The organism is Amycolatopsis sp. Hca4, from assembly GCF_013364075.1.
In the GTDB taxonomy this organism is placed as follows: Bacteria; Actinomycetota; Actinomycetes; order Mycobacteriales; family Pseudonocardiaceae; genus Amycolatopsis.
Map to the genome: position 1 here is coordinate 2,152,934 of NZ_CP054925.1, position 17,604 is coordinate 2,170,537.

Genomic DNA, 17,604 nt, shown 5'->3' on the forward strand with positions numbered 1-17,604 from the left:
GAATCGCGGCAAATGGCCACGACCCGAGCCGGCGCTGACCTGGGCTACGGCCTGCGGCCCGTCGACGAGGTAGTCGCGGAAATCGTGGCCGGACTGGGAGAGCGCCGCATCGACATCAACACCCAGCTGCCCGAACGCCGTGCCATGCAGGAACTCAACGCCCGCGATCCGCTCGCCGTCGACGCCGCGCTCGCACCCAAGCTCGCCGAACTCCGGGCGGCTGTCAGGACCCACCGCAGCATCTGAACCACAGATTCCTTGCCCGTTTCGGATTTCCACGCGGTCATGGACGACAACCTGGTCCACTTATCGTCGCCATTACCTGAGGCCTCCGCGAGGACCTCGCCCGCTACTTCCGGCTACGCATCAGGCGACGGTCAACGCGACGCGCCCCCATAGAAGACACCGGCCGCGTTGCTGGAACGCCTTACCCGCTTCCCGGCGCGAGCCGCTCGACTTCCCGTGCTCGGCCACGATCGGCGACCAATTCCGCGACAGGTCGTATGGATGAGGACATCCGTTACTCCCTTTTGGTTGCGGCGGATCTACTTGCAGGCTGCAGTCTGGCCGGCCCCATAGGCGGCCTGGGCCTTCGTGAAGCCGTCACCCGCCGACGATGACAGCTGCTGCTTCAACCCCGAGCAAGAGAACGACGTGAAACTCAAGTAGTTCTCCGCCGACTTGACCGCCTGCGCGTTCCAGTCCACCGACAGGCTGTCGACGGCCTGGGTCGCCACATCCTTCGGGAACCCGTCGCCGGCCGACGAGAACAACTGCCGGATTAGGCCGTTGCGCGAGAACGCGGTGAAGCTCAGGTAGTTCTGGGCGGAGGCGCGGGCCTGCTCGACCTGCGGCGGGAACTTGGGTGCTTCGCTGGTGGTGGGTGCCGGCGGCTCGACCGGAGCAGCGGCCGCGGCCGAAGCGGCGGCGTCGTTCAGGGTGGGGCTGGTGGTCTGAATGTGGTCGGGCGCGGCGACCGAGCTGGTCAGGGCAGCGGCGGGCATCCCGTTGGCGGCGTCATTGACCGCCTTGCCGAAGGCCGCGGTCCAAAGCACGCAGATGACCAGCCCAATCGCCGACAGCACCACGGCGGCGATGGCCAGCCCCTTGTTGCTCGCCTGGCCCCGGTTCGCGCGCAGCGTCCCGACGATGCCGAAGATCAGCCCGAGGATCGTCAGCGGCCACGCGACGATCCCGATGATCGGGATGAACGCGAAGATCAACCCGATCAGGCCGAGCACGAACCCGGCCGTGCCGAGGCCGTTCTTGTACTGGTTCGCCACCGGCATCGGCACCGACGGCGGCATCGGGGCATAAGACACGAGGCTGCCTCTTTCAGTCCAGCGGCGACGCAACGGAACGCGTCACGCTCTGTGCATTCGTCGACATCAGCATCCCGCGCGTAACAGTGCCCGAAAGCCACTTCCGGTCACGAAGAGGACTCAGCTGACGATGTTTACGATCATTTCCGCTGGTGACTGCAGTGAGCGACTGACGCACCATCGTTACCTAGGGTAAGAAATTGAAACTTCAAGTTCACTCGTTCGGAGCAAGAGGAGACGTGGGACGTCGCCCCGAGCTGAGTTACGACATGAGCGCTCACTGTAACTGGCTGCGGCGAGCCCGCGAGACGACGACCCACCCTCACCTCGGAGCTGGGGAAAAACGCGCGCGTCGGGAGCGCCGCGGGCTAGATGTGATGTTCAGGGACGTTGTCCCGAGGTGAGGTGACCGGTGGCGGCCTGTCGTGCTGACAGGTGAAGGCCTCCGGTTGTGAAGTGGAGCTGTCTAGGAACCGCTTCACGCCTCCGGAGGCCTTCGTGTCCCACCCTAACGCCACCCTGACCCCACGCACCCGGCTGCGACTCGCCCGGCTGGTCGTCGAGCAGGGCTGGACCTGCGCCGAAGCGGCGAAGATGTTCATGGTCGCGCCCAGGACCGCCCGCAAATGGGCACAGCGCTACCGCGCCGAAGGCGTGGCCGGGATGGCTGATCGCAGCAGCCGCCCGCACCACAGCCCAACCAAGACCTCGCCCCTGCTCGTGCGCCGGATCGTGCGGCTGAGGTGGCGGCAGCGCCTGGGCCCGGTCCAGATCGGCGGCCGGCTCGGCCTGCCCGCCTCCACGGTGCATGCGGTGCTGGTGCGCTGCCGGATCAACCGCCTCACCCGCATCGACCGGGTCACCGGCGAACCCCTGCGCCGGTACGAACACGATCATCCCGGCTCGCTGATCCACGTCGATGTCACCAAGTTCGGCAACATCCCCGACGGCGGCGGGCACCGTTACGTCGGCCGGGCCCAAGGCGAGCGCAACAAACGCGCCACACCCGGCCTGCCCCGCGGCGCGGACTACAAGCCCCGCACCGGCACCGCGTTCGTGCACACGGTCATCGATGATCACTCCCGGGTCGCCTACGCCGAAATCCACACCGACGAAACCGCGGTGACCGCCACCGCAGTCCTGCGCCGGGCCGTGGCCTGGTTCGCTGAGCTGGGCGTCACCGTCGAACGAGTCCTGTCCGACAACGGCTCGGCCTACCGCTCCCACGCTTGGCGAGACACCTGCACCGAACTCGGTGTCGTCCCGAAACGGACCCGGCCCTACCGGCCACAGACCAACGGCAAGATCGAACGTTTCCACCGCACCCTCGCCGACGGGTGGGCCTACGCCCGCTTCTACCCCAGCGAAACCGACCGCCGAGCGGCGCTACCGAGCTGGCTGCACTTCTACAATCATCATCGACCCCACAGCTCAACCGGCGGCAAGCCGCCGGTCACCCGACTGACCAACCTCCCCGGACATCACAGCTAGATGACGCGTTGACTCCGCTGATCGGATGAACCGCTCAGAGCGCGCCGTCATGACCCAACGGCCGCGACATCCGTCCAGCGTGATCCCACCGCACCCGCCCTTACCTCAGGTGACCGCACCACCTGCCGGCACGGCCGACCTGCTGGCGCAGTGGATGAACGGCAGGAAACCGACAACCACCACCGCTACCCGCCCCGACCACGGCAGTGGCTTGCGGTTCGCCTTCTACGGGCGCACCTCGACCACCCGCCATCAAGACCGCGTCTCATCACAGGGCTGGCAACGCGACATGGCCGATGAGTTGATCGCGGGCCACGGCCAGGTCGTCGACTCCTACTTCGACGCCGGCACCTCCCGCCGCGTCCCATGGAGTCAGCGACCACAGGCTGCCCAGCTCATGATCGAGACCTCGAGTCCGGAGTCCGTGATCGATGCGATCGTGGTCGGCGAATACGAACGCGCCTTCACCGGCACACAGTTCGCCACCCTCTACACCTGGTGCAACCGGCACGGTATTCAGCTCTGGCTGCCCGAAACCGAGGGCCCGGTCGATCTCGGCAACTCCGATCATCGGGCGCTGATGTCGCTGCTGGCCACCCAGTTGCAGCGCGAAGTGCTGCGCGCCCGGCACCGGGTATTGGCGGCGATGCACAACCAGGCCACCCGGCAGGGCCGCTACCTCGGCGGACGCCCACCCTACGGCTACCGTCTCGTCGACGCTGGCCCACATCCCAACCCCGCCGACGCCCGCTGGGGCCGACGGCTGCAACGCCTCGCTCCCGATCCCCAAACCGCGCCGCACGTGAGCTGGATGTTCCGGCAACGTCTCGCTGGGCACAGCGTCGCCAGCATAGCCCGGCATCTCAACGAACGCGGTGTCCCCTGCCCGTCCATTGCCGACCCGGACCGCAACCGCCATCGGACCCGCGACGCCTGGACACTACGCACCGTCGCCGTCATCCTGGCGAACCCGCGCTACACCGGCCGCCAGACCTGGAACCGCCGCGCCACCGACACCAGAGGCCCAGCCGCAACGCCGGCCCTGTCAGCGAAAGCCGCCCATCCGGCGCTCGTCACCGAACAGGACTTCATCGCCGCCCAGCAGATCCGAGCGGCGCGACCAGCCAGTGACGGCCGGGCTCGCCGGTTCGCCTTGGCCGGCCTGATCCACTGTGGTGTCTGCGACCGGCGGCTGGACTCGCACTGGAACCACGGACGTCCGACCTACCGCTGCCGCCACGGCCACACCAGCACCCAACGCGCGAGCGAGCGACGGCCGAAGACGCTCTACATCCGCGAGAACCACCTCGTCGAGGAGATCAGCATCTGGCTCGAAGATGAAGGCCGCGACGGCCACGCCACACCGAAGCTTGACCGACCACGACACAGACGCGTGGCAGCAGCGCTGCGCGACTCAGGGAAGATCATCATCTATGACGGCGCGGGATGGCGACTTAAAGCGTCGCGGTCGGCAGCGGTGCGTGTCCAGCGCCTCCAGGCTCGCGATCTCCATCATCATGTACTGGTCGAGGCGGTTGCTCCCCCTCGCCCTCGAGCACGTGGAACCGCCAGTCCGGGCAGTCCGGTGAACCACACGACGCAGTGACAGTTGCAGCCCTGACTGTCGGCAATCCAGCCTCGTTCGACGAGTACGCGCGCCACCGGGCTTGCCATGACTCACTCAGCGAGGCCTACTCAACACTGAGGGCTCACCGCGTGCCTCGAAGACAGCGTGTGGAAGCCTCGGCCTGTCCCGTGAGAACCGTTACGATCCGCACAACGACTTGCACGCAGCCACGGCGCATCGGAAGAATGTTACCGAAGACCGCTTGGCCGTCGAAACCTGCTTGGTAATCCGTGTCATTCGGAGTGTCGTTTCGCCGTTGAGCTGTAATTGTGACGACCGCACCGGTGAGTCGCACAGTGCCATCAGCCGGAGTGAATCTCCCCCATCCGACGTCGCACTTCGGGGCGTATCGCAGCTCTATCGTGCCAAGGTAAGTCTCGTCGGAAGAGTTGACTTCGACGCTGTCGAGCGTCGTCACATTCGGGTCCGCGGCACAAGACGAGCGTTTCGGATCCGCCCCATCCACGATGGGTTGTGGGCCCAGCGCCCCGGTGGGAACGAAACGCGCGGTAAGTGATTCAGCCGGTGCCGAAGACGTCGACGGACCGGCAAGCATCGGCGCGCTTGGTGAACTGGCGTCGCCTGCGAGCCAGATGACCAGTGCAGCAGCGAGCACCAAGCAAGAGATCGCGCCGAAGACCACGACGGAGCGTGGCCGGCGGAATCGACGCGGAACGTACGACGGTTCCGGCACTGTTTCCTCGGGCTGGGGTGAGCCATCAAGTGCAGCCCGCGTCTCTTCCCATCGGCGCCGCCACGTCTCAAGGTCACCTCCGCACGCCTGCGCGTAGGCCAGTGTCACATCCAGCGTCGGAAGACGGCGACCCTGCGCGGCCGCGGACAACGTGGCCTTCGAGAAATGCGTCGTCTCCGCCAGGGCCCGATAGGTCGGAGCGCCCGCCTCGTCGCGAAGCTTGCGCAGTTCGAAGGCGAAGCGCTCGCACGGACCGCCTGCTGGATCCACGGGACTTGGCTGCCTCGACACCCGACTCCCCTTCCCGGCGATGTTGTCCACACTTCGTTGTCCACTGCCAGACAGGCTGTTGGCCAACGAACCGATCCATTACACCTGGTCAGAGGCGGTGTTTCAGGCTCCGTTCGGGTGACGAGACGCCTGGGCCGGACGAGCGGCCGCCGCATGGGAGGAGAACAACATGCAGGTCCATCGCAGACTCACACAGCTCGCGACGGCATTGCTGGTCTTCAGTTCGACCATCGGAATCAGCATGGCCACTGCGAGCACCGCGGGCGCCGCCACCTGCTCGGGTTTCGGATGCACCTACCAGGATCCCCAGCTCAGCGGGTGCTCGGCGGACGCCGTCACGGTAGCTCACTACCAGCTTCCTGCCGTGGCGCAGCGCCTGGAACTCAGGTGGTCACCGAGTTGTCAAACGAACTGGGCACGGATGTACCTGGACACCTCCCCGGTCTGGCTGCGTGCCGTGCAACCCGACCGGGGAGACGGGCTGCCGCGAGTGACTCAGCTGAGCGGGCACAGCGACACCTACAGCTGGTCCGTGATGATCTACTCGCCGACTCTCTGCGTATATGCGGACGTGCAAACCAGCATCTGGGGCAGATACCGCACGGCATGTGTCTAGAACGCCACTGGAGTCATCAACTCAAGGAGTGAGGATGAAGAATTCGCTGCAAAAACTGGCCGCCGCCACCGCTCTCGGACTGGGTTGCGTCGTGTGTCTACCGGAATCGGCATCGGCGGGCGGAGGCGTCGATATCTCAGGTTGGTGCCAGACCTACTACGGCAGTCCGTATTTTCACGGCGTCGTGGTCAGCAACAACGTTTATGGATGGCGCTGCCAGTACGGCACCGACGCCGCCGCGCGCTTCAACGTGGACATGAACGCCGCCTGCGCGCGCCAATACGGGAATCCCGGCACAGCCAGGTTCACCGACTACAACAACCCCTATTCTTGGTATTGCGTCTGACATGAGTGCGTTCTGATCCAGGTGGCGAGCACAGGGCGGGGCAGCGCATACAGGTTCCCGCGCTCCGCCCTGGACTCGCCGACAGTCACTATTCCGATTGACCACAACACGGCGGGAGATGGTGGGCTTGCAGTGCCCGGCACCCTTCATGACAATCACTCTCGACGCAGCGCAGAACAACGCCCTAGCGGCCGCGCTCGCCGCCTGCGAAAACAACGACCCTGTCACCGAGACAGAAGCCTACGTACTTGAGGCACAACTGATGGCCGACCACATGCCACGGCACGTCCGCGCGGCCCTCTTGGGCCTGCGTGCGCGAGGAAGTGCTGCGGGTGGGCTACTGATCCGCAACGTCCCACTGGGCGAAGTTCCGCGCACGCCAGAGCGCGCTGACTTGGGCGTGGGAATCCAGCTCAAAGCCGCGAAGGCACTCAGCGTCCTGACAGCCCCGCTGGGTGATCAGTTCGGGTTCCTGTCCGAACTCGGCGGGCAGATCGTCCAGGACATCTTGCCGGTTGCTGGCTACGAGCACGCTCAGCAGTCGATTTCGAGCAGCTCACTGCTCGAAATGCACTCTGAGACCGCGTTCACCGACACCCGTGCCGACTTCGTGGGCCTGCTCTGCCTGCGCGCAGACTCGGAAGACCGGGCCGCAACACTGCTGAGCCCTGCCTTGGACGTACTGGCGCGCCTGGATCCCGGAACTCGCAACGTGCTCCGGCAACCGCGGTTCGCAACGGCAGTCGACGAGTCTTTCCTGCGTGGTTCTGGCATTCCCGGCCCCATACGCGTCCAGCCCATCACCGTCCTGTCCGGCTCCGAAGACGCGCCGCGGCTGCGGTGCGACTTCGCCGAAACGATCGGCGCGGACAAGGGCAGCCAGCGCGCGCTCGACCTGCTCCACGAGGCGGCGAGCGCCGTAGCCAGGTATGTCTGCCTCGAGCCGGGCGACCTGCTAATTGTCGACAACCACGGTGCGCTCCACGGACGCACGCCGTTTTCGCGACGTGGCGACGGGCGTGACCGCTGGCTGCTCCGCACCTTCGTCGCACGAGACCTTGCACGTAGCGCTAAAGACCGACCCGGAAACGGACGTATCGTGCAGATCGACTATTCCGGATTTGTCTCCGCCGGATCAGAACTCGATCTGGCCGACGACTTCGCGGGCTAGCAAGGTGGATACGCTCCCCTCGCCGCGTAGCACACTGCCGCGCCGTTTGCGGCCAGCAACATGTCCACGGTCTGCTGCCCGTCCGAGTACAACGCCCAGTGCCGGGCGGCGACTCGGTGGCGAAGTAGACCCTGCCGGCGAACTCGATCGGGCATCGCGGGGCCTGGCCTGCGCGCTGGAACTGGCGCAGGCGGGGAACCTCGGTGGGTGCTGGTCGGGCCGCACAGCGGCGAGCACGCCGGGCAAGCCAGCCGCGCGGTTGGAGCGGTGCTCACCGTCTTCTCCGAGGCCGAAGCCACGCACTCGTCACAGCGAGGCGCACGCGTCGTAGCCTCGGCGGACGCCATGCATTTGCGCCCGGCGTCTGAGGGCGACGAACCGGCTGAGCACCCCCGGCACGGCGTACCGGCCTTTCGCCCGAGCAGGTCGACGACGACGCGTCATTCATGCGCTGATCACGTCATCCTCATCATATAGATCGATATATGGCCTGCGAGCACTCGATCTGCTGGGCCGAACGGGCGAACGAACTCGAACACACCGTCATAAGGCGCCAGCCTCACCATCGGTCCAGCGTGCATCCGCATCAACCACACCGGCCCCAGTTCCCTCCTGCGAACGACGCCGCAGACTTACTCGCACAATGGATGAACAGGAAGATCCAGACCGACCCAGCATCCACAGACCTTCGGGGCAACCCCCTGCGGTTCGCGTTCTACGGCCGGACGTCGACCACTCGCCATCAAGATCGCGTGTCGTCGCAGGGCTGGCAGCGCGACATGGCCGATGGGTTGGTCGCGGGCCACGGCCAGGTCGTCGTCGCCTACTTCGATGCCGGCACCTCACGTCGCGTCCCGTGGCGGCAACGACCGCAGGCTGCCCAGCTCATGGCCGCGGCCTCGAGCCCGGGATCCGCGATCGATGCGATCGTCGTCGGCGAGTACGAGCGAGCTTTCACCGGCACCCAGTTCACCACCCTCTACGCCTGGTGCACCCGGCACGGCATCCAGCTGTGGCTGCCCGAAACCGGCGGCCCGGTCGATCTCGGCAATCGGGACCACCGGGCACTGCTGTCACTGCTGGCCACCCAGTCGCAGCGCGAGGTGCTGCGCGCCCGGCACCGCGTCCTGGCTGCCATGCACAACCAGGCCACCCAGCAAGGCCGCTACCTCGGCGGACGCCCACCGTATGGCTATCAGCTCGTCGACGCAGGTCCTCACCCGAACCCGGCGGACGCCCGCTGGGGCCGACGGCTCCAACGCCTTGCTCCCGACCCGCGCACCGCGCCGCATGTCGCGTGGATGTTCCGGCAGCGTCTGGCAGGACACAGCGTTGCGAGCATTGCCCGGCACCTCAACGAACGCGGCGTCCCCTGCCCGTCCAGCGCCGACCCGGACCGCAACCGGCACCGAACGCGCGGCGCTTGGACCCTGCGCACCGTCGCCGTGATCCTGGCGAACCCGCGCTACACCGGACGACAGATCTGGAATCGCCGAGCCAGCGCCACCGATGGGCCTGCCTCAACGCCCGCGCTGTCGGCGAAGGTTGTCCATCCGGCCCTCGTCACGGAGCAGGCCTTCGTCGCCGCGCAGCAGGTTCGGGCGGCGCGACCGGCCAGCGACGGTCAGACTCGCCAGTTTGCGCTCGCCGGGCTCATCCACTGCGGTATCTGTAACCGGCGGCTGGACTCGCACTGGAACCACGGGAGACCCACCTACCGCTGCCGCCACGGCCACACCAGCACCCAACGCGCAAGCCAGCCCCGGCCGAAGACGCTCTACATCCGCGAGGACCACCTCGTCGACGAGCTCACCATCCAACTTGGAGATGAAGGCACCGACGGCTACGCCGAGCCGGAACTTCGCCGGCCACGCCACAAGCGCGTGGCCGCAGCACTGCGCGGCGCAGGGAAGATCATCGTCTACGACGGCGCCGGATGGCGACTGGAGGAGATCGATTCGAGCTAGACTACGAACGCCCCAAGTTTCAAGATCGCGTTTCGCGATCCGTGGGGTAATACTGTGTCCGAGGACTTGAACCCCCACACGTGGGATATCTCCCGTGTTTGGGGAGATCATCCGCTCAGTGTAGCGCAGAGTCACCGGTCCCGATCGCTCACGACAGCGGTCCTGGCCAAGGCCCAATTTCGCTCAGGCGGCATCCAGCGCGGGAAGACGAGCCATCAGCAGCTCGTACCCCACGGCCTCCTGCGGGATCCGCGTACCGGCCGTCAGCACGTCCTGGGCTTGCCCGGCCAAGGGTCCCATCCAGCCCGCTACCTGCGCGGCGACGTGCTCGGCCACCGGCTCAGCAGGACGTCGGTAGGACGTCGCGAACAGGAGGTCGTAGAGCGAGTACGCGGGCTCAACCACCGGAAGCCCCGCACGCTGGGAGTTAAGACTCGCGGTGGCCGGGATCTGCAAACCGTTGAGATCGACGTCGCCGAAATAGACGATCCGGTCCGGCGGCGGAGACAGGAGCGGGACGGACAAGACCGCCGACGGAAACTGGCTACCCGTCCCGTAACCGACGTACCGAGCCGGGCCGCCGGCGGCAGCGCTGAGCCGCGTGGCTTCGAGCAGCGACGTGTAGGTGTGATGGTTCTCCGCGATCAGCAGCGCGGTACCGCGCGGGTCCGGAGCCCCCGCCACCCACTGCGAGACGAAGGGAATAGGCACCTCGTGGCAGCGCAAGAGGTCCATCGTCAACGCGCCCGAGGTGAACAAGCGCGTCGACTTCAGGCGGTCCAGCCGCTTCTCGTCACCAAATAGCTCCAGCGAACGTTCGCGAACCGGCACGCTCGGGCGCGACGCACCTTTGTCGCGCAGGAAAACTGCGGCGATCTCGAGTACCCCGATCTCGTTGTCGCGGGCGGCGATGCGTCCCGCGGCCTCGAGCGCCGCCGGCCAAACTCGAACGTCCCGCGGCGCACGACCAGGGCGCCGGCGGGGCGGGAGACGTACCCATTTCGGCAGCGGAGGCTCCTCCCGCGTGTCGAAATGCTGACGCGACACGGGGAACACCACCTGACCGGCCGCCACCAGCTCGTCCAGTGCCTCGCGGATTTCGCTTCGGGCGCTCGGCGTCGTGGCCAGGCTTCGGTCGAAGGCGACCGCGGCCGCATAGAGGTCAACCAACTCCACTCGCTGCACCGGTGACGCCGCGATGTGCTCGGCGAGCCGCTCGGCCAACGCGTTCACGAGTCGTCCTCGCGCAGGACTCGGGCGCTGGTGATACCGTCGTCATCCGCGGTGGCTTGCTGGTCTAACACCACGTAGCGCCGGTTGCGAAGCGAGCCGGGCGCGTTGCGCATGCGCAGCACGTTGGGGAACTGGCCCACCGCACCGAGATCCTCCACGCCGGTCGTGTACACGAGCTGGACACCGTGCGCCGCCGCGACGTCCCGCTGCAGGCGCAGCAGGGCAACGTGGCTGGCCGTGCCGAGCGGGTTGTCGAGCACGAGAGTGCCGCCGATGGCCGCCCGTCCGCGTCCGCGGTTGACCGCCCGCAGCCGCGCGAGCGTGCAGTAGAGCGCCACGCACACGGTCAGCTTCTCACCGCCGGAGAACTTGCCGAGGTGGGTGACGTCGACCGGTTCGACCGCGAGATCACTGTTGGGCTTGAGCACCTTGACCGTGAACCCACGCGGCGCGACCGCCTCGTGCACGCACTTCTTGAGAACCGCGAGCCCCTCCGGTTTCGTCTTCTTGTCCGCGACGATCCGGTCGACAACCGCGTCGATCCGGGCATGCAGGTCCTCGTCCCCGGCCGGACGCAGGAAGCTGATCCGCAGAAAATGCTCGTTCGCCCACCGCCCCAGCGTGCCGGGTAGTTTCGAGTGCCGATGCGCGGACTCGAGGGTCGCGAGCACGTCCTTCACCAGGCCCGCGATCTCCCCGACCACGAGCCGCTGATCACGCCCGATCTCGGCGAGCTGGCCGTCGATCGTCCGGTACCGCACCCGCATTTCTTGCGCGCGGGCTTCGGCGCGGTCCGCAAGCACGTCCGCGTCGTCCCCCGTGAGACGGTCGCGGATCGCGCCGGGCACCTCGGCGAACCGGGCCTCAGCGGCGATCCTGCGGACCTCGGCGATCGACCTGTTGACACGGTCGGCGGTCTCCTCGGCCTCCTTATTCGCCGACTGGAGCCGACTGAGCAGCGACTCGAGTTCGGCTTCCGGCTCGTCCCCGGCATAGGCCGGGACGTCTCCGGGCACCTCGACCGGAGTGGCGGCGCCAGCGAGCCTTTTGGCTTGCTGAGCGAACACCTGGGCCGCCGTGTCAGCTTCGGACGCGAGTTTGCCAGCATCCTCGGCCTCGCGGTTGAGCCGGGTCACCTCGCTGCTCATTTCGGTCGCCCGCTCGGCTTCCGCCGCCGCTCGTTCCCGGGCCTCCGCCTCGGTCTCGGGCTCGTCGTCGAGCGGGGCGTGCCGCAGCCGATCACGCGGAGTGCGCTGCTTGACCTCTTCCGATGCCTGGTTGAGTTCGGTCTTCGCCTCGCTCAGCTTCTGTTGTGCCTCGTTGGCCACTTCGCGGGAGCGTTTCCGCGCTGCTGCTCGCCGGTCCGCGTCCTGACCGTCGCCGGTCTCGAGCAGCTGCTGCGCGAGCTCGCGCGCGGATTCCGGGTACTCGGCCAGCGCCCGGTCCGCCCGTTTGCCTCGCTCGAGGTGTGCGGTGAGACGCTCGGCCAACACGGATTGGGAAGCCACGGTCTGCCATTGCGAGTCCAGCTCGGCGAACCGGCTGCTCAGCCACGACAACGGATCGCCGTCGCCGGTCACGACGGCCTCCCGATCGCCGTCGAGCAGGGTGACCTGGGTGGAATCCCGTTCGTACCGCTTCCAGTTCGCCTGGTGCTGTGAGGCCAGCGAACGAGCGGCTCGCTCCGTCTCCTGCAATTCCGACACCCGGCTTGCGGCCTCGTCGGCGATGCCGGTGCAGACCTCGACCTCCTTGTCGAGCTGCGCGATCGCCAGCTGGATCCCCGGCCGTTCGGCGGTCCGCTTCGCCAGCGCGTTCAGCCGCTCGATCCGCTGCGCCAGCCGGTTCAGCTCGTCGCTCATGCCGACTTCGGTTACCGCGTCCTCGGCTTCCTGCTCGTCCAGCTCATCGATTTGCGCCCGGACGACCTGATCGTCGTCGGTCAGGCCCGAGATAGCCTCGTCACACTCTTCGACGGCCTTCTCCAGCGCATCGAGGTGCCCCGCCGGGCAGTCTTCGAGCAGCGACTCCAGCGTCGCCAGCAGCGCCCTGTCCGCCTTCGCCTGTTCCTGCAGCTCCGAGATCCGCCAGTCCTGGTCACGCCTACGTTCTTCACGGTCCGCTCGCGCGTGTTCCGCCGCATCGCGGTCATAGAGCGCAGGTTCGCTGGGGAACACAAGGTGTGCCGGCGGCGCCGCGGCCACCGCTCGTTCGAACTGCGTAGCTGTGGATACCGCGACGTGCGCTACGGTGTACCACGGCTTGGAGGCAAGAGCACGGCGGGCGTTCTCCGCGTCGCCGTCGGCGACGACCACACCAGCGGCGAGTTCCGCGACGCGAGGATTCTCCAGCACCGATGCGCGCTCGGCTTCGGTGACCAGGTCACGGAGGGTCTGCCAGCCCGGTGTTGCCGGTACCTCGGCCGCCACAAGCACTTCCGCGGCCCGTTCGGCGTCGCGCGTGGTGGGCAGGAAGTCGTCGGTCTGGAGCCCGTCCAGCGCGGGGTTGTCCTCGGCGGCGTCCACGCGGGTGGCCACGACGGCCGACTCGGCGGCCGACGCCTCCCGGGTCAGCACCGCCCGCAGGTCCGCGGCCTCGGCCCACAGGTCGAGCCGGGTCCCATCGGCCAGCTGGGTCAGCTCGGCGAGACGGACGTCCGTCGCGAGTGCGTCGCCCCTGGCCGCGAGCTTGCGCCGGTCGCCATTGAGGCGATCGCGTTCGGCGGTCTTGGCTGCGCGATCGGTCGCCAGCTTCCGGCTCTGCGCTTTTAGTGCGGCGCGAACCGCGGGCCGGGCCTCACGGCGCTTCCGCACCTGGCCGAGCAGATCCTCCTTCTCCCGGCGGTTCTGCTTCGTCTCGGCCAGGACGATCGCAGGATCGGCCTCGTCATCCGGAAGGTCGCCGAGCCGGACAGCGGCGACCACCTCGTCGTGGATTTCGATCAGCCGACCACGAGCGTTCTCGGCGCGCACACTCGCTTCGGTCGCCAATTTCCGGTTCTGCCGCTCGCGAAAACCTTCCGTCCCCGCTTCCGCTTGCGCCTCCCGTGCCGCCGTGTCCGCCATCGTTTCGGCTTCGTGCTCCTCCTCGGAGAGCTGCGCGTAACGGGCCTTGAGCGTCGCCGCGGCGTCGTCGCGGGCTTCCCGCAGCGGAGCCGTCTCCCGATCCTCCTGGGCGATCTGCTGCCGCACGTCTTCCGCGTGAAGGTGAGCTTCGACCTGATCGGCGAGGTGCCCCACCGCTTGCCAAGCGAGGTCCTCGTCGTTGGCTTCGTCCGCGGTGGTGGTCGCCCTTGCCCACTCAGCCTTCGCGGTCTTCTTCCGGTGGTTCGCCGCGACCCGGTACAGCTCGCTCGCGATGTCGTTGACCCGGCTACGCTCCCGATCCAGCGTGCGAGCGCTGTCCCCTAGCCGCTTCGCTTCCTCTGCCAGCCACTTCCGGTCGTCCTCCCGCGCCGAAGCCGCGGTGCGAAACGCTCCGGCGAGCCGAGCAGCGGACGAGCGGGCTCCCGTGGCCGCCTCGGCCGCCGCCTTCGCCAGGATGTGCCGTTCGGCGAGCCGCTCCAGCCTGCCTTCCAGCTCCCCGCAGAATTCCCGGTCGACGAGCAGGCCGGGCTTGCGCGCGAGCACGTCGACGACCTTCCGCAGGTTGTTCGCGACGAGGTCTGGCTGCGTGCTGTCAACTGTCAGATCGATCAGGAAGTCGATGAACTTGTCCGTGGTCGCGAATTCGAACAGCCCGGCGACGCCGCCCTCGGAATGGTTCATCTGCTTCTGGTAGGCGAACACCGCCGGGTCGAGGTTCCGCGCGGTCAGCGCATCCGTCCACTCGCCACGCTGGCGTGTGATCACGAATCTTAAGTGCTGGGGATTGGCCGCCGCGATCTCCTTGAGCACGTTCACGAACTCGGCCATCGTTCGGGTCCGGCCGGATTCGTCGCGCACTGGCAGGCCGGGCAGGTCCAGTACACCCGGGACGGCGAAGAAGCTGTAGTACCAGCCCTTGAGCTTTTCGCGGTCGCGATCCGGGTCGGCGGGCTTTCGCCGTTCGTCCCATTCGTAGACGGCACCGGTGACCAGCCGGGCCGGCTGGCTGGCGTCGCCGCCGGGCTGGGCCACCCATTCCGCCACTGTATGGCTCGTGTCGCCGGAAGACACGTAGTCCTCGAGGTGACGCTTGACCGTCTTGCCCATGAAATCTTTGCGCAGCGGGAGCAACAGCGCGAAGAAAAGCGACAGCAGGCTCGACTTCCCGCCGCCGTTGCGCAGCCAGAGAATCGAGTCGACTGGTGCTCGCTCGCCCGCCGTCGAGACGTCCAGCGTCAGATCCGTGAAGCGAGCGGCACGGTCCCCGACGTTTGCGAGGCGGAAGGACGAAAGCTGGTAGGTCACGTCCCCACCACCGGAGTGTGGTCGCCTCGGCGCCTCGCGGCCAACAGCTCGTAGGTCGCGTTGCCCGCCAGCTCACCGACCTGGATGCGGAAGCGTTCGAGGAGTTGGAAAGTCTCGGGACCGCGGTTCGGCGTCAGCCGCGCCAGGCCTTGGTCGACCATCCAGTTCAGGACGTTCGCGACCCAATAAGTGGAGGACGCGGCCGAGCGACGTCCCTGTCCCTTCCCCCTATCAGCCTTGTAGCCGGGAGACAGTCGGTCATACGTCCGCCATGCTTCTTCGAACGACACATCCTCCGGTGTTTGGGGTTCCGGTGCGCGCTTGAGCCGATCGCACGCGTCGCGGACGAACCGTTCGATCTCGTCGACCGACACCCACCGGACGCGGTCGTCGTCGAAGTCGGCCGGGGTCGGGAAAACGTAAGCCGCGATGGCCGCGCTGATCAGCCCGACCAGCAGTCGGTGGGGCACCGTGCCCACATTGGGCAGATCCGTGAGCCGGTACGCGAACACCGATTCACGGCGCGCGCCCAGCACCAGTCCTAGCTCGCCGGCGGACAGCACCTGCAGGTCCAGCCCATCGAGGACGCTGTTCACCGCGTTGTGGAATTCCGCGTCCTCGCGGTAGCGGCCGAGCAGCGTCCGGTAGTCGGAATCGGCGCCGGGCCGCTGCTTCGGGCGGAGCGCGCAGCCGATGAGTATGCCGACGTCCGAAAAATCCTGCTGGCCGAGCGTCATGACACCTCCTGAACGGAAGTCGCGGCCCAGCGGGCGAGTGTTTCTTCGTCTTCGGCCACGATCAGGTCGTCTCCCGACCAGCCGGGTAGGTCGATCAGGCGGCCGTCGGCGTCGACCACTGCGGCCGGGCCGAGAATGTGGGCAGCGGTGTCCACTGCGGTGGAGAAGTCTTCCACGGTCTCCGGGGCGTACGTCCAGAGCGCCGCGAGCACGACGAGCCGCTCGACAGCACCTCGATCGAGTTCGCCGGGCAGGTCGGCGGTTTGGACGGCGAGCAGCAACGCCGACAGTCGGGCGGGCAGCGGGACGGAGTCGACTACGGCCGTAGCGGCCGCCAGGATCTCGGGCGAGACCGCGGGCGGGTCCGGGTCGCCGAGTTTTTCGTCGAGCGGTGGTTCGTCGATCCGGGGTTCTCGGCGCGGCGCGAGCAGGTCGTCGACCAGGTCGGCGAACCGCACGATCCGAGGCACCTGTGGCCCCGCGGCGAACACGGCGAACGCCTCGGCCGGTTCCGCCGCGTCTTCGGCGGCCATGGTCAGCAGCGGCAGGAACACGCCGTCGGCGATGTCCGGGTTCCGCAGCCCTCCGATCGGCCGGAAGGACTGGCGAAGCTGTTCGTCGAGGAAGATCGTCCGCGCGCCGACCAGCCTGCCATGCAGTTCGGTGTGCCGGCGACGGCATTCTTCGAGCAGACCCGCGATCCGGGCGGCCGCCGCGGTGACGGCGGGATCTGCCTCCGCCGTGTCGAGGGCGCTCCGGACGTGGTCGAGCAGCCTGCTCTCGGCGCCGAGCCGCTCCTCGAGGTGCACCCGGTTGCGCTCGAACTGCGCCGGGACGTCCTGGGCCCAGCGGTCGAGGACCGTTCGGATATCCCGCACGGTGTCGGTCAGGAGCGCGCGCAGTTCGTCGCTGTAGCGCACCGACAGCAGCCGCGACCGCTCCGCAGCTCTCTCCGCCTGGCCGAACGCGCCTCGCTTGAGCTGCCGATCGAGCATGAGCTCGACTGCGGCCTGCTCGTCCTCGACGTCGAATTCCAACCCGCCGACCAGCGCGTTGATCGCGTCCGCGGACGCCCGGAGCACGTTCACCCCCCGCTGCTGGTCTTCGTGCTCGCTCAGCAACCGGAACTCCACCGGAATCGCCCGGTGGTGCACGGATCCGTCAGGTTCGAGTGAGAAGTCCGAGACCTCATAGGCGAACGGGGCCTCGCGTTCCCGGCGGTTCAGCAGCGCGTCGATGACGTACCGTGCGACCGCTTCGTGTTCGTCGGAGGACTGCTCGGGATGTGCGCTCGCCGCGAGCCTCGCCAGTCCGCTGACGGCTTCGTCGTACGTCACTTCCCCGTCGAAACCCTGCCGGGAGATCACCGTGTCGATGGCGGCGAGCGCGAGGGTGACGACGTCGTAGTCGTGGGTGCTCCAGGACTGCCGGCTCGCGTTGTCGCCCATATCGGCGACCGGCCGGGCTCGCAGGAGCGCCCGCACCCGCCCACCGAAGGACTCGTCGAACACGGCGCGGCCCACACCCCCCGGAGCACTCACCCGGTTTCACCCCCTCGGTTGTGTGAATGCCAAGAAGATCGGCTACGAACGCGTCTCTGTTACGCCGCGGGCACAGGTCAGTCGACGTCGGACGGCAAAGCCTCGAGCGACGGCTGGGGCGAAGACCTCGAACGCCGCGGCAGATCCGCGGCGGCGGTGGCCTGCGCCCGACGCGGC

13 protein-coding genes are annotated in these 17,604 nt (G+C 67.6%); 7 read left to right on the forward strand and 6 right to left on the reverse strand.

The annotated features are described in order from the left end of the window. Positions 1 to 12: 12 nt before the first annotated feature. Complete coding sequence (locus tag HUT10_RS09485; RefSeq protein ID WP_176170838.1) at positions 13 to 246, forward strand: hypothetical protein; 234 nt, start codon at positions 13 to 15, stop codon at positions 244 to 246. 299 nt (positions 247 to 545) lie between these two features. Here the strand turns inward: HUT10_RS09485 and HUT10_RS49930 are convergent, their stop codons facing one another. Next, positions 546 to 1,307 (reverse strand): Ltp family lipoprotein, encoded by a 762-nt coding sequence (locus HUT10_RS49930; RefSeq protein WP_217709573.1) that lies wholly within the window; start codon positions 1,305 to 1,307, stop codon positions 546 to 548. 513 nt (positions 1,308 to 1,820) lie between these two features. Here HUT10_RS49930 and HUT10_RS09500 point away from each other — a divergent pair. Then, positions 1,821 to 2,813, forward strand: a complete 993-nt coding sequence (locus HUT10_RS09500) for an IS481 family transposase (protein WP_176170839.1) — start codon at positions 1,821 to 1,823, stop codon at positions 2,811 to 2,813. A 109-nt stretch (positions 2,814 to 2,922) separates the two neighbouring features. Then, positions 2,923 to 4,419 carry a recombinase family protein gene (locus HUT10_RS09505; protein ID WP_254896784.1) on the forward strand — a complete coding sequence of 499 codons (1,497 nt, stop codon included), beginning with the start codon at positions 2,923 to 2,925 and terminating at the stop codon, positions 4,417 to 4,419. A gap of 103 nt (positions 4,420 to 4,522) precedes the next feature. Here HUT10_RS09505 and HUT10_RS09510 read toward each other — a convergent pair whose 3' ends face one another. Next, the gene (locus HUT10_RS09510) at positions 4,523 to 5,404 is read right to left on the reverse strand and encodes a helix-turn-helix domain-containing protein (protein WP_217709574.1); all 882 of its coding nucleotides are present in this window, start codon (positions 5,402 to 5,404) and stop codon (positions 4,523 to 4,525) included. Between the two features lie 262 nt (positions 5,405 to 5,666). On the opposite strand from HUT10_RS09510, the gene HUT10_RS52135 reads away from it, so the two are divergent. From HUT10_RS52135 to HUT10_RS09530, 4 genes are all read left to right on the forward strand, one after another. Then, complete coding sequence (locus HUT10_RS52135; RefSeq protein ID WP_368660825.1) at positions 5,667 to 6,041, forward strand: DUF2690 domain-containing protein; 375 nt, start codon at positions 5,667 to 5,669, stop codon at positions 6,039 to 6,041. Between the two features lie 34 nt (positions 6,042 to 6,075). Next, complete coding sequence (locus HUT10_RS09520; protein ID WP_176170842.1) at positions 6,076 to 6,387, forward strand: hypothetical protein; 312 nt, start codon at positions 6,076 to 6,078, stop codon at positions 6,385 to 6,387. 148 nt (positions 6,388 to 6,535) lie between these two features. Beyond that, positions 6,536 to 7,558: a TauD/TfdA family dioxygenase gene (locus tag HUT10_RS09525; RefSeq protein ID WP_176170843.1), complete on the forward strand. Its 1,023-nt coding sequence runs from the start codon at positions 6,536 to 6,538 to the stop codon at positions 7,556 to 7,558. A 647-nt stretch (positions 7,559 to 8,205) separates the two neighbouring features. Beyond that, positions 8,206 to 9,525, forward strand: coding sequence for a recombinase family protein (locus HUT10_RS09530; protein ID WP_176170844.1), 1,320 nt, complete (start codon positions 8,206 to 8,208; stop codon positions 9,523 to 9,525). Between the two features lie 183 nt (positions 9,526 to 9,708). Here the strand turns inward: HUT10_RS09530 and HUT10_RS09535 are convergent, their stop codons facing one another. Genes HUT10_RS09535 through HUT10_RS09550 form a run of 4 tightly spaced genes read right to left on the reverse strand, consistent with a single transcriptional unit; the run spans position 9,709 to position 17,427 of the window. After that, a complete protein-coding gene (locus tag HUT10_RS09535) occupies positions 9,709 to 10,758 on the reverse strand; it encodes a hypothetical protein (RefSeq protein WP_176170845.1) in 1,050 nt (349 codons plus the stop codon). Then, on the reverse strand, positions 10,755 to 15,149 hold the full coding sequence (locus HUT10_RS09540) for a hypothetical protein (protein ID WP_176170846.1): 4,395 nt from the start codon (positions 15,147 to 15,149) through the stop codon (positions 10,755 to 10,757). Before HUT10_RS09540 ends, HUT10_RS09535 begins: the two co-directional genes overlap by 4 nt. Then, complete coding sequence (locus HUT10_RS09545) at positions 15,146 to 15,886, reverse strand: hypothetical protein (protein ID WP_176170847.1); 741 nt, start codon at positions 15,884 to 15,886, stop codon at positions 15,146 to 15,148. Before HUT10_RS09545 ends, HUT10_RS09540 begins: the two co-directional genes overlap by 4 nt. Then, positions 15,883 to 17,427, reverse strand: coding sequence for a hypothetical protein (locus HUT10_RS09550; RefSeq protein WP_176170848.1), 1,545 nt, complete (start codon positions 17,425 to 17,427; stop codon positions 15,883 to 15,885). Before HUT10_RS09550 ends, HUT10_RS09545 begins: the two co-directional genes overlap by 4 nt. Positions 17,428 to 17,604 lie beyond the last annotated feature (177 nt).

Coding starts and splice junctions, on each gene's coding strand:
- HUT10_RS09525 (WP_176170843.1), top strand. CDS start 6,536: ATGACAATCACTCTCGACGCAGCGCAGAACAACGCCCTAGCGGCCGCG.
- HUT10_RS49930 (WP_217709573.1), bottom strand. CDS start 1,307: ATGCCGCCGTCGGTGCCGATGCCGGTGGCGAACCAGTACAAGAACGGC.
- HUT10_RS09520 (WP_176170842.1), top strand. CDS start 6,076: ATGAAGAATTCGCTGCAAAAACTGGCCGCCGCCACCGCTCTCGGACTG.
- HUT10_RS09545 (WP_176170847.1), bottom strand. CDS start 15,886: ATGACGCTCGGCCAGCAGGATTTTTCGGACGTCGGCATACTCATCGGC.
- HUT10_RS52135 (WP_368660825.1), top strand. CDS start 5,667: ATGGCCACTGCGAGCACCGCGGGCGCCGCCACCTGCTCGGGTTTCGGA.
- HUT10_RS09530 (WP_176170844.1), top strand. CDS start 8,206: ATGAACAGGAAGATCCAGACCGACCCAGCATCCACAGACCTTCGGGGC.
- HUT10_RS09485 (WP_176170838.1), top strand. CDS start 13: ATGGCCACGACCCGAGCCGGCGCTGACCTGGGCTACGGCCTGCGGCCC.